Source organism: Neisseria sp. P0009.S007, assembly GCF_051962515.1.
Genome location: NZ_JBQCVF010000059.1, coordinates 1 through 12314 on the forward strand (window position 1 = coordinate 1; position 12314 = coordinate 12314).

A 12314-nucleotide genomic window follows, 5' to 3' on the forward strand; every position below is an offset into this window, starting at 1 on the left:
TGCTCATTGCGCCAGATGTTGGCAACGGTGCGCAGGGTGGCGAGCAGGGTGCTGGGGCCGGTCAGCATGATGCGTTTGTCGAAACACTCTTGGAAGAGGTTTGGATCGTGTTGCAGGGCGAGGAGGTAGGCCGGTTCGACAGGGACGAACATAAAGACGAAGTCCAGCGTTTTGACGCCCTCAAGGTCGGTGTAATCCTTGGCAGCCAAGCTTTTGATGTGGGCGCGGATACTGGCGACGTGGTTGGCAAGCTCGCGCTCTGCTTCTGCACCGGTGCTTTGCGTATAGCGGACGTAGGCGGTCAGCGATACTTTGGAGTCGATGATGATTTGTTTGTTGTCGGGCAGATTGATGAGGACGTCGGGCTGGAGGCGGCGTTGGGTACCGTCTGCTTCGTGGCGGACGCTGGAGGCTTGAACGATGTATTCACGGCCTTTTTGCAGGCCGGAATTTTCCAATACGCTTTCCAAAATCATCTCGCCCCAGTTGCCTTGGGTTTTGTTTTGCGTGCCGGTCAGCGCAGTGGTCAGCGCTTTGGCATCGTGGTGGAGCTGGGTGTTGAGGGTTTGCAGGCGTTTGAGCTCGTTTTCGATGGTCAGGCGTTCTTTGGCTTCTTTTTCATAAGTCTGCTGAACCAGCTCGCTGAAGCCGTGGATGCGTTCGTTGAGCGGATTGAGCAGTTGTTGGAGATGGTCGTGGTTTTGTTCGGTAAAGCGGCGGCTTTTCTCTTCCAGAATAGTGTTGGCGAGGTTTTGGAACTGGTCGCTCAGGTTTTGACGCGCATCTGCCAGCAGGGCCAATTTTTCTTCGGCGGCCTGACGGTCTTTTTCCGATTGGGTGTTGAGGCGCTCGTTTTGGACTTGAAGTGCGTGGTTTTGCTCCAAGAGAGCGGCGTATTCTTGTTTCAGACGGCCTTTTTCGGTTTCTTGCTGTTGCAAAAGGCTGTTTTTGTCGTCGATATTGGCTTTTTCTTGCGCCAGTTGTGTGGAGAGGCGCTCGTTTTGGACTTGCAGCGCATGGTTTTGCTCTAACAGCGTGTCGTATTCTTGTTTCAGACGGCCTTTTTCTGCTTCTTGTTGTTGCAAAAGCGTATTTTTATCCGCACTCAATGCCTGCTCTTGAACCAGCTGCGTGTTTAGGCGCTCATTGTTGATTTGCAGGTTTTGCGCGCTTTGCTGCCATTTTGCACATTCGTGTTTTAAAGCCTCGGCTTCGGCCTCGCAATCTTGCAGATAGGCAATCTGTTTTTCGGCCGCGGCAAAGCGGTTGCCCGTCTCCTGCAATTCGTCTTGCAATTCCTGCACGGTATGGCGGCTTTGCGCCAAGTCTGCTGCAGTTTGAGTCTGCACCTGTTCGGCAAACTCATGTAGGCGGCGACTTTCGGCCAATTCTTGCAAAACAATAAAGTGTCGGCTTTGGGCTTGGTAGCGTGTTATCAGCCAAGCAAACAGCGCGCCGATAAAAAATGCGGCCGCGCCGGTCAGGATTAGGGTGTTGTTCATGCTGGAAATAGTCAATACGCAGAATGTTTCACTATATCATATATTTGCAGCGCATTTTATGGTCGGATATGCGCTAGAAACGTGTGTTTTCTTTAAAAGAAGCTATCAAAGGTATTGATTTTGACTAATTGAATATTTTTGTTGTAAAAAATATAAATTCATAAAATATTGAATTTTAAAATATATTTTATTTAGAGTGCAATTTTGCAACAAAAAAAGCAAGATTTTATGGGGAAAATGAAACACGTTTGTAGTGCGTATGTAATTAAGACATCGGTGTCATTGAGAAAGACATCGGTGTCATTTTCAAAACAAAATATAAATTAACTAAAATCTTTGTTATGTATGTTTTTAGTATTTTATCTTTACGGAAAAGTTGTATTAATTAACAATTAACACGGTATGATTCGTCCTGTCGGCAGCGCAGATGCCGACGAAAAAATGTGTATGTTGTTAAATAACATTTTGTATCTATGAAAAAGGACTACTTAAAATGGGATATTTAATAACGCTTGCCACCGCTTCTTTAATCGGCATGTCGGGATACCGGCCTCCGCCCTCGGCGTCGCCTACAATATCGAAACGGTAGTACACAAATAATTCAATCATAAACGAATTAATTACAATACTTCAGAAAACGCAACTTAGGCCGTTTTTCGGCCGACAGACAAGAAAGTGAGATAAACAATGAAAACTTTAATCAAACTGGCAGCAGCCTCTTTAATCGGTATGTCCGGCCTGACCGTCGGTGCAACCAATATCGCCCACAATATGGCTGATGCCGATAAATAAAAAATACACAACACACCCTTAAATACACAGAAAAGAGTTAAAATGAAAACATTAATCAAATTGGCTGCGGCTTCTTTGATCGGTATGTCCGGTTTGACAGTTGGTGCGACCAAAATCGCAAAAAATATGGCAGAAGCTGCCAATAAATAAACGCAAGTGAAATTAAGCTTGTTTTGGTGATAAAAAAGGCCGTCTGAATATTCAGACGGCCTTTGTATTTGATGGCAAACCGTTTTATTTGCCGATACAGAAGCGCGAGAAAATCACGCCCAGCAAATCGTCGGCGGTAAATTCGCCGGTGATTTCGCTGCAGGCGTTTTGGGCGAGGCGCAGGTGTTCGGCGAAAAGCTCGATTTGGTTGTTGTTGCAGAGTGCGGCGTTTTCCAGCTCGGCTTCGGCTTCGTGCAAGGCGTTGAGGTGGCGGCTGCGGGCGAGGAACAGGCTTTCGCTTTCGCCCTGCCAGCCGACTTCCTGCAATAGGGCGTGTTTGAGCAAGTCGAGACCCGCGCCGGTTTTGGCGGACAGGCTGATGACACTTTCCACACCGGTTTGCGCGAGGCCGTCTGAACGGACGGCGACAGGTTCGCCGGTCAGGTCGGCTTTGTTGTGGATTTCGATTTTTTTCAAACCTTCGGGCAGGCTGTTTAAAATCGCTTGGGTTTTGGCGTTCACACCTTCGCGCGGGTCAATCAGAATCAGGGCGACATCGGCTTCGGAGACGGCTTTGCGGCTGCGTTCGATGCCGATTTGCTCGACCACGTCGTCGGTTTCGCGCAGGCCAGCGGTGTCGATGATGTGAACGGGCACGCCGTCGAGGGTGATTTGTTCGCGCACGGTGTCTCGGGTGGTGCCGGCGATGTCGGTTACGATGGCGATGTCGTCGCCAGCTAAGGCGTTGAGCAGGCTGGATTTGCCGACGTTGGGCGCGCCGACGAGGACGACGTTCATGCCTTCGCGCAAAATCGCACCTTGTTCCGCACTGGCAAGCACGGTTTTCAGACGGCCTTGCAGCGCTTGGAGCTTGCCGCGCGCGTCGGCGGCTTCGAGAAAGTCGATGTCTTCTTCGGGGAAGTCCAGCGTGGCTTCAACCAGCATCCGCAAAGTAATAAGGTCGTCCACCAGCTCGTGTATGTGTTGGGAAAACGCGCCTTTGAGCGAACGCAATGCCATGCGGGCGGCGGACTTGCTGGAGGCGTCGATGAGGTCGGCGACGCTTTCGGCTTGGGCTAGGTCGAGTTTGTTGTTGAGGAAGGCGCGTTTGGTAAATTCGCCCGGCTCCGCCATGCGCGCGCCCAGTTCGAGGCAGCGCGAGAGCAACATGTCCATCACGACAGGGCCGCCGTGCCCCTGCAATTCAATCACGTCTTCGCCGGTAAAGCTGGCGGGAGCGGCGAAGTAGAGCAGGATGCCGTTGTCTATCGGCTGTCCGTCGCCGCCGAGAAAGTCGGTGTAAAGCGCGGTGCGCGGTTTGGGCGTTTTGCCGCCGCTGAGGGTTTGCGCCAAAGGTAGCAGGTTTTTGCCGGAAAGACGGATCACACCGACGCCGCCGCGTCCGGGTGCGGTGGCGATGGCGGCGATGGTGGGTTGGGTTGCGGACATGGTTGGCTCGTATCTGGAATTTAATAGACGGTATTATATAGTGATTTCACGATGATGCAGGCCGTCTGAAAACCTTGATTTCGGTTTCAGACGGCCTTTGACTTTGATGGAATTAAAATGATGAACCTTCCTGCTTCAGAAATTCTGCTTCTTCTTCCGTGGTTTTACGCCCCAATACGGCGTTACGGTGCGGATAGCGTCCGAAGTGGTCGATGATGACTTTGTGTTTGATTTCAAAGGCCAATGCGTTTTCATTGGTATAGCGTTCAAACAGCGGTACGGCTTGTTCATGGATAACTTGGCTTTCGCTGTGCATCAACGGCATCAGCATGAAATGGCGTTCATGCGGAAGGAGGTCGGCGAAGCCGGGTTGGCGAACGGCTTCTTGGGCAAGAATGAGTGCAGCAGTATCTTGGGCAAACGCTTGAGGGCTGTCGCGGAACAGATTGCGCGAGAATTGGTCAAGAATAATGATTTCGGCGAGCCTGCCTTGCAGAGTATCGCGCCAGTGTGAAAGTTCGCCGCGAGCTGCCTGCTGCCAGATATCGAAAAATTGAGCGCGAATTTGGGCATCGAATCCATTGTTGCGGGCAAATTGGAAAGGGTGGTTTTCTTCGGTAAACCAGAAATCTAAGACAGTTTGAGGTGTCATGAAAACTCCTTGAAATAGAGTACAGGGAAAATTGAGGCCGTCTGAAAAATTAGAGAGATGCTTTCAGATCATCTTAACCATCAGCGCTTGCGTGAGAAAAGATCGGTAGCGGAGCGGATTGTTGCTCACAATATACAATTTATGATCTACATCTTTTCAGGATGGGCTCCTTACTACTCTGGTACAGTTCCTTCACTTTGTTCAAAATATTTTTGTAATTTTGATATAAATTGCCGACAGATTTTATTCGTATGTGGAGACGACGACAATATTTTGCACTTGGAAAACTTTGCTTGCGTTGCCGACATAAGCTGTTGCACCAATCACTGCGATTTTCATGTGTGACTTCTTGTTGAGATTCGATTGATGAGATGAGCGCATGCAAAGGCCGTCTGAAACTTTTAGTTTCAGACGGCCTTTAAATTAAGATGATTAAACAGCGGCGACGGTAAAGCGTTCAAACAAATGCGCTTTGTTTTCCGCATCGTTGGCGATGGCGACTGCCAAATCGGCCACGCTGATGCCTGCCGGAATTTCACCGTCCATCAGCAAATCGTCTTTACCCAAGCGGTATTTGCTGGTTTTGTCTTCGCTGAAACCGCCGGTCGCGCCCAGTCGTGCCGGAGGGGAAACGAAAGACCAGTTCACGTCGCGGCGCGGCAGGAGTTCTGCCAAAAGATGGCGTGCGGCATTGGCGCCGTCGAAAATTTCTTTCGGGAAGTCGGGCGTATCGATAACTTGCAAACCGGGTGCCACATACAGGCTGCCCGCGCCGCCGACGACCAATAAATAAGGCACTTGCGCTGCTTTTGCTGCTTCGACAATGCTGTTTGCGCCACGTGTGAAATCTGCGCCGATGTTGGGATTGGTCCAGCCCGGGTTGAATGCGCTGACTACGGCATCAAAACCGGCCAGTTTGTCGGCGAAATCTGCTGCGTTGACATCTGCAGAGACTGCGGCAACATTTTGCGCTTGGAACACTTTGTCTGTATTGCGAGCGAAAGCGGTTATTTCATGACCGCGGCCTGCCAATTCTTGGACGACTGCGTTGCCGACATAACCAGTTGCACCGATAACTGCGATTTTCATATTTGACTCCTTGTGGGGATGTGATTGATTAGATGAGTGCATTGTAAGGCCGTCTGAAACGCTTGATAATCCCTGATTTGCTGTTATGATTGTGAAGTTGAACTACATAATTAGTCGAAATGCAAGACATCAAACCCCTGCTTGTTTTCGCCGCCGTCCTCGAACACGGCAGCATGAACGCCGCTGCGGCCGCACTGGGCATGACGCCGTCTGCCGTCAGCCAGCACATCAACCGCCTCGAAACCCTGCATGGCATCAAGCTGTTAAACCGCAGCACGCGCAGTCTTGCGCTTACCGATGCCGGCCGCGCCTTGGGCGAATACTGCTGCCGCCTCGCCGCCACCCTTGCCGATACGCGTACCGTTATCGACAATCTGAAAACCGAACCCGTCGGCGAATTGCGTATTTCCCTGACTTCCTGCGTCATCGGTTCCCGCGCTTTTCAGACTGCGTTTTCACGATTGCAAGCCGAGTTTCCCAAAATCCGCCCTGTCTTCAATTTCAGCGATACTTTGGACGACCTGCAACACAATCAGACCGACATCGCCATACGCGGCGGCGACCGGGCTTTGGACGATCCCAACTTGGTTGCGCGCCATCTCGTGACTTGGCCGTACATCATTTGCGCCGCGCCCGATTATCTCGATCGGTATCCGCCCATTACCCATCCCTCTCAGCTTCATGCACACAGCTGGCTGCATTTTTTACCTGTCCGTACGACCTTGCAAAATGGTGAAGAAAGCTATTTTCTCGACGTCGCCGACAGCATCGCCTGCACGCATTTGGCCGCTGTGCGCAGCCTGACCGAAAGTGGTTTCGGTTTGTCTTTACAAGTGGGCGGCGAAGTGAGGGAGAAAATCGAACAAGGCCGTCTGAAAGCGGTTTTGCCTGAATGGACATTGCCGCCGGTCAGCCTTTATTTGGTAACGCCTTATCGTGTGCAGTCTGTTAAAACCGAGGTTGCCGTGCGCATTTTTACCGATAGTTTTGCCAAGGAAGGGGATTTATGAACGCGGACAATTGGAGCGTTTACCTGATTTTGTGCGAAAACGGCGCGTTTTATTGCGGCATCAGCAACCGTCCGCAAGAGCGATTTGCGGCGCATTTGTCAGGAAAAGGCGCGAAATACACGCGGTTGAACAAGCCTGTCGAGATGCGCATTGTTTCAGACGGCCTGAACAAAAGTGAAGCGCTGAAACGGGAAATCGGCATTAAGAAATTGACGGCAGAGCAGAAGCGGGGATTGTGGACTGAAGCTGAAATATTGGCAAAAGACTAATGGCGGCACTGGATTAAATTGTAGTCGGGATATGAAAAACTCTATAAACAAGTAGGCCTGCCGGTGTCTTTTGCATGGCCAAGCGGCAAATGTTTATTAACATGATTCAAAAAGGCCGTCTGAAACCTGATTGGGATTCAGACGGCCTTTTTGAGATGGGGATGGCTTTCAGGTTGACGCTACTCATGGAGAAGTCGGTAAAAATTTGAATTCTAAAAGAAACTTTGAAAATAAAATGAGTAACTGATTGAACAATAAAATGAAAATTATCACGCCAAATGACAAATGGGCGTGGATTTCTATCTGAGTAGAGGTGTGGTGTCAATATGTTTTTCCTGTTTTTGTGACAAAATCTGATTTATGCCAATATTTATTATAGTGTAGGTCGAAGGTATTAGTTTCTATGCTAGAATTTTTAAGCTGTTTATATAAAACAGTGATTTAAACTAAAACTAAGGAAAGACAGAACATGAACAAATTACTGATTGCCGTAATGATGATGGCTGGTTTGACAGCTTGTTCCCAAGAGGCTAAACAGGAGACTCAAGAGACTGCTCAAGCCGTTGCATCTGAAGTTAAAAACGAAGTTGCTTCTGCTGCCGATGCTACTGCATCTGCTGCTCAAGAAGCTGCCGATAAAGTCGAAGCCGCTGCCAGCAAAGCAGAGGAAGCCGCTAAACCTGAAGAAGCTGCCAAGCCCGAAGAGAAAGCCGAAGCGCCTGCCGCTGAAGCCAAGCCTGCCGAATCCGCCAAAGTGGACGGCAAAGCTGTTTTTGAAGCGAACTGTAAAGCATGCCACAGCGGCTTGATTCCCGGTGCTCCGGCCGTAGGCAAAAAAGAAGACTGGGCGCCTCGCATTAAACAAGGCAAAGACACCTTGCACAAACACGCCCTCGAAGGCTTCCAAGCCATGCCTGCCAAAGGCGGCAACGGCAGCTTAAGCGACGACGAAGTGAAAGCCGCAGTTGATTACATGGCCAACGAATCCGGCGCTAAATTCTAAATCGTACTGATTGAAACGCACCTTGCTACAAGGTGCGTTTTTTATGGGTGGGCGGATAAAAGTTGAAATAGTGCCGATAAACAGGCAAAGGCCGTCTGAAACATTTTATTTTGAAGCACAATCGGCTAAAATCAGGCGAATTATTTTATGCAGGAGCAAACCATGAGCAATCAACACGACAACGTAGATGCCGGCGAAATCGCCAAGTTCAGCCAAATCGCCGACAAATGGTGGGATAAAAACGGCGAATTCAAGCCCCTGCATGACATCAACCCCTTGCGCCTCGACTATATCGACGGCTATGCCGGATTGGCAGGCAAACGCGTGTTGGATGTAGGCTGCGGTGGCGGGATTTTGTCGGAAAGCATGGCCAAACGCGGCGCAGAACACGTGACCGGCATCGATATGGCGGAAAAATCCCTGCAAACCGCCGCTGCCCATGCAGCCAGCCAACATGTTGCCAATATTGATTACCGCTGCATCCGCGTCGAAGACCTCGCCGCCGAGCAGCCGCACAGCTTTGACGTGGTAACGTGTATGGAAATGATGGAACACGTTCCCGATCCGTCCGCCATCGTTCAAGCCTGCGCGAAACTGGTCAAACCCGACGGCATGGTGTTTTTCTCCACCATCAACCGCAATCCCAAATCTTATCTGCATCTGATTGTCGGCGCGGAATATCTGTTGAAATTCGTCCCCAAAGGCACGCACGACTGGAAAAAATTCATCACGCCGGCAGAGCTTGCACGCATGTGCCGCCAAGCCGGATTGGATACCGTCGGCAGCAAGGGCATGACCTACAATTTGTTGAGCGGCCGTTATTCTTTGTGCGACTCGACCGAGGTCAACTATATGGTGGCCTGCCGTCCGGCGTAAGGTTACATGGATAAAACACACGGGCTTGCCCGATATCTGAAACAGTATGTCGAAAGCAGCTTGATACAAATATCGGTAAGGTAAATCAGGCCGTCTGAAAAGAAAAAAGGCATGTGCGATACATGCCTTTTTTGTATGTGCAGAGAAGTTGTCGCCCTTATTCCGTCCAAGACGAATACGAATGTTTGCTCAAATACGCATTGGTGAATTTCCCGTCTGACGTGATTTCCTGGCCCAGCCAAGACGGTTTGGGAAACTCGGTATCTTCAGACGGCAATTCGATTTCCGCCACAATCAATGGCGCATTGTCGCCGAAATATTCGTCGATTTCATACACAAAGCCTTTAAATTCGACCCGATAGCGGTATTTTTCCATTTTAAACGGACACATATCCGCCATCATCGCTTGCGCATGAGCCAGCGGGATTTCGTATTCAAACTCGCTGCGCGTCATGTCGGAAATATAGCCTTTCAGGGTCAGCCATGCTTGAGAACCGATAATCCGCACACGGATGGTGCGCTCTTTTTCCACGCTCAAATAGCCCTGTTGCAACACCAGCGGCTCGCTTGCCGCTTCGCGCCAACTGTCATCTGCCAGCAAAAAGCGGCGTTCGATTTCGACCGTCATGAATTCTTTCCTTATTTACCAAACAGGCCGTCTGAAGATCAAAACGGCTTGAAAACCACCATATAAAGCGCAGCCACCATCATCAATACGGGGAGTTCGTTGAATACCCGATACCAGCGGTGCGAATACACATTGCTGCCGTTTTGAAAACGGCGCAGCAGCAGGCCGCAATAAAGCTGATAAGCCAAGAGCAGCAGGCCGCACAATAATTTAACCGCCAGCCAGCCGTTGCCCCACCAATTGTTTACAAACCCGATGGCCGCGCCAAATATCAGCGTTCCCCAGCCCAAAGGCGACATAAAGCGGTATAGCCTGCGCGACATATCCGTCAGCCGTACATATTCCACGCTGCCGGGTTCTAATTGCGCCAGATTCACATAAATCCGCGGTAGATAAAACAGTCCGGCAAACCAAGAAATTACAAAAAACACATGCAGCAGCTTAAACCACAAATACATTTCAGACGGCCTCAAAACCTAAAACCATTATTTTATCCGCAATACTGCTTAAGCCAAAACAAAATAGTCAAAACAATCCGATTTAGTGCGCCGCAACAATGTGTTGCAGGCATGATTTTACCCAAAAACCAAATTGTAAATTCCGCAATAATATGCAAGTTGAGATATGCACGATGCAAAAAACTTGCTAAAATTCTATGCTATTTAATTATAAAAACATTATGGACGGAAAACATGAAACAATTCGAAATCAGCAACAGCGTCAGGAAAGAGCTTAGCAACTACCTGAATACGCACAATCTAAACCTCAAAGCCGCCATGGACAACGAAACAACCAATGGCGAAGTCGCGGCCATCGTTCACGCAGGATTGCCGGCGATGATTCGGAAAATCTATTCTTTGGAAAAAATGAAAACCTTTTTCTGGACGAAAAAAGATTTGATGATGGAATTTATCAATATGCGCTTGGCAGCCGGCGATAAAAAGGGCAAAAACTAATTTTAGCGATGGGAGGGGGAGATAGGAGTCTGAAATGCGGACTTCTGTTTTTCTCGAAGTCTTGTTAGGGACAGTGCTTGCTCATTGTTCCTAATAAGTTTTGACAACCGAAAGGCCGTCTGAAATTCAAATGATAGGGCATGGGAACATGCCCTGTTTTTATGGGTGGCTTGTCTGCCTTTAGAAATAAAAAAACTATCCCTTAACTACTCCTTGATAGAATAAGGTTATGTTCAAGGTTTGGAGTTCTTTTTATCTTGCGCTTCTGCGGCGTTTCTTGCATTTTCGGGCATCAGCTGATAAAGCTCGTCTAGTTCTTTCGGTTCGGTAATCGCTTTCTTCACAATGAAATTAATTAAGTCGAACATTTTGGCAGCAGCCCTATCAAAATCTGCATCTGAAATTTGACCGGGATGGACGGCATTATTGCCGGTAATCCGCAAAGTATCGGCAACTTGGATGACTTGACCTGAGAATACACCTTTGTTTACTAGTGACCTGATGTCGGCATTGATATTTTTCCCTTCTTCTCCCAAATGAATACACAATTTTTGCAAGCCCAACCGCAATAATGCCGCTGCTCCTCTGGGCGATTGGATGAAAATTCGGGCGGCTTCTTCGTAGTCATTTTTGACATCTTTGGGCATATCTTCGGTTGGAAGTGGAGCAGATCCGCAATTTGGGTAGAGCATTTCGCCTTCAGTCGGAAAAGTGAAATGAACATGATTAGTCGCTGTTTGGGTTACTCTCCAAAGGCTATATTTTGAGCAATAAGCACAAGTAGCTTGGTAATAAACAAGAGCGTCGTTAGACTCCCATCTCATATGAGCAAATGCTCCACAGTGTGGGCAATTAAAAGCCCCTTTCTTAAACTTAGGTGCTATGTATTCTGTCATTTCTAACATCTCCCTCTCAATGCTAACAAAGCAATATTTATTGGTTTCGATAAAGACCGTCTGAAAAATTTTCAGACGGTCTTTTTATTATGTCAATCTTCCAGTTAAGCTGCGTTGTCAAAACCGCTGTGGCGGAGCAGGGCATCCAGACTTGGTTCGCGGCCGCGGAAGGCTTTGAAGGATTCTGCTGCGCTGCGCGAACCGCCGACGGCCAGTATTTCTTTCCAGAAGCGGCGGCCGGTTTCGGCAACGTCGTCGCTTTCTTCAAACGCCGCATAAGCGTCTGCACTCAAAACTTCCGCCCATGCATAGCTGTAATAGCCTGCGGAGTAGCCGCCGGCGAAGATGTGGCTGAAGCTCAAGGCAAAGCGGTTGTATGCCGGCGGTTGGGTCACGGCGACTTCTTGACGCACTTTGTCCAAGATTTGCGGCCATTCTTTCAGACGGCCTTCATCTTCCTGATGGTAGATTTCCATGTCGAAGAGGGCAAATTCCATTTGACGGACGAGGAACATACCGCGTTGGAAGTTTTTAGCCGCGTGCATTTTGTCGAACAGCTCTTTCGGTAATACTGCGCCGGTTTCTTCGTGCGAGGACATTTGCGCCAATACGTCGTATTCCCAAACGAAGTTTTCCATGAATTGGCTAGGCAGCTCGACCGCGTCCCATTCGACGCCGTTGATGCCGGATACGCCCACTTCGTCAACCTGGGTCAACAAGTGGTGCAGGCCGTGGCCGGTTTCATGGAAGAGGGTGATGATTTCGTCGTGGCTCAAACGCGCTTCTTTGTCGCCGACCGGCGGGGTGAAGTTGCAGACGAGGTAGGCGGTCGGCAGTTGCAGCGCACCGTCGGCAAAACGGCGGCGACTTTTATAGCCGTCCATCCATGCGCCGCCGCGTTTGCCTTCGCGTGCGTACAAGTCCATGTAAACGCCGCCGATGGTTTGGCCGTCTTGTTTCAGCTCGAAATAGCGCACGTCTTTGTGCCAAACGGGGACGGTTTTTTCAGCCAGCTCGATGCCGTAGAGTTTTTTGATTTGGG

The 12314-nt window shown here is 49.4% G+C and carries 13 protein-coding genes; 5 read left to right on the top strand and 8 right to left on the bottom strand.

The features are described from left to right. The 4 genes from rmuC to ACTHS3_RS07055 form a co-directional block, all read right to left on the bottom strand. Positions 1 to 1502, bottom strand: a 1502-nt coding sequence (gene rmuC, locus ACTHS3_RS07040; protein ID WP_440367515.1) for a DNA recombination protein RmuC, incomplete at its 3' end; no start/stop codon positions are given. Between the two features lie 1026 nt (positions 1503 to 2528). Next, on the bottom strand, positions 2529 to 3893 hold the full coding sequence (mnmE, locus tag ACTHS3_RS07045; protein ID WP_049336933.1) for a tRNA uridine-5-carboxymethylaminomethyl(34) synthesis GTPase MnmE: 1365 nt from the start codon (positions 3891 to 3893) through the stop codon (positions 2529 to 2531). A 112-nt stretch (positions 3894 to 4005) separates the two neighbouring features. After that, on the bottom strand, positions 4006 to 4545 hold the full coding sequence (locus tag ACTHS3_RS07050) for a DUF924 family protein (protein ID WP_004520918.1): 540 nt from the start codon (positions 4543 to 4545) through the stop codon (positions 4006 to 4008). A 432-nt stretch (positions 4546 to 4977) separates the two neighbouring features. Further along, complete coding sequence (locus ACTHS3_RS07055) at positions 4978 to 5634, bottom strand: NAD(P)-dependent oxidoreductase (RefSeq protein ID WP_440367516.1); 657 nt, start codon at positions 5632 to 5634, stop codon at positions 4978 to 4980. A 119-nt stretch (positions 5635 to 5753) separates the two neighbouring features. Here ACTHS3_RS07055 and ACTHS3_RS07060 point away from each other — a divergent pair, with 119 nt between their 5' ends. The 4 genes from ACTHS3_RS07060 to ubiG all read left to right on the top strand — a co-directional run bounded on the left by ACTHS3_RS07060 (position 5754) and on the right by ubiG (position 8792). Further along, positions 5754 to 6644 (top strand): LysR family transcriptional regulator, encoded by an 891-nt coding sequence (locus ACTHS3_RS07060; protein WP_440367517.1) that lies wholly within the window; start codon positions 5754 to 5756, stop codon positions 6642 to 6644. Then, on the top strand, positions 6641 to 6913 hold the full coding sequence (locus ACTHS3_RS07065; protein ID WP_070607242.1) for a GIY-YIG nuclease family protein: 273 nt from the start codon (positions 6641 to 6643) through the stop codon (positions 6911 to 6913). Before ACTHS3_RS07060 ends, ACTHS3_RS07065 begins: the two co-directional genes overlap by 4 nt. 469 nt (positions 6914 to 7382) lie before the next feature. Continuing rightward, positions 7383 to 7916 carry a c-type cytochrome gene (locus ACTHS3_RS07070; protein ID WP_440367519.1) on the top strand — a complete coding sequence of 178 codons (534 nt, stop codon included), beginning with the start codon at positions 7383 to 7385 and terminating at the stop codon, positions 7914 to 7916. A 162-nt stretch (positions 7917 to 8078) separates the two neighbouring features. Further along, entirely contained in the window at positions 8079 to 8792 is a 714-nt protein-coding gene (ubiG, locus tag ACTHS3_RS07075; RefSeq protein ID WP_199900968.1) for a bifunctional 2-polyprenyl-6-hydroxyphenol methylase/3-demethylubiquinol 3-O-methyltransferase UbiG, read from the top strand. Between the two features lie 157 nt (positions 8793 to 8949). On the opposite strand, the gene ACTHS3_RS07080 is transcribed toward ubiG, so the two are convergent. After that, on the bottom strand, positions 8950 to 9420 hold the full coding sequence (locus ACTHS3_RS07080; RefSeq protein ID WP_440367522.1) for a CYTH domain-containing protein: 471 nt from the start codon (positions 9418 to 9420) through the stop codon (positions 8950 to 8952). Positions 9421 to 9458: 38 nt separating this feature from the next. Then, positions 9459 to 9878, bottom strand: coding sequence for a CopD family protein (locus ACTHS3_RS07085; protein ID WP_003681587.1), 420 nt, complete (start codon positions 9876 to 9878; stop codon positions 9459 to 9461). Positions 9879 to 10112: 234 nt separating this feature from the next. Between ACTHS3_RS07085 and ACTHS3_RS07090 the strand changes: the two genes are divergently transcribed. Next, on the top strand, positions 10113 to 10376 hold the full coding sequence (locus ACTHS3_RS07090) for a hypothetical protein (RefSeq protein WP_004520905.1): 264 nt from the start codon (positions 10113 to 10115) through the stop codon (positions 10374 to 10376). Positions 10377 to 10609: 233 nt separating this feature from the next. Here ACTHS3_RS07090 and ACTHS3_RS07095 read toward each other — a convergent pair whose 3' ends face one another. Further along, positions 10610 to 11281 (bottom strand): DUF4145 domain-containing protein, encoded by a 672-nt coding sequence (locus ACTHS3_RS07095; RefSeq protein ID WP_249967793.1) that lies wholly within the window; start codon positions 11279 to 11281, stop codon positions 10610 to 10612. 95 nt (positions 11282 to 11376) lie between these two features. Further along, positions 11377 to 12314 (bottom strand): M3 family metallopeptidase (locus tag ACTHS3_RS07100; protein ID WP_440367525.1); only part of this gene is annotated, 938 nt, incomplete at its 5' end.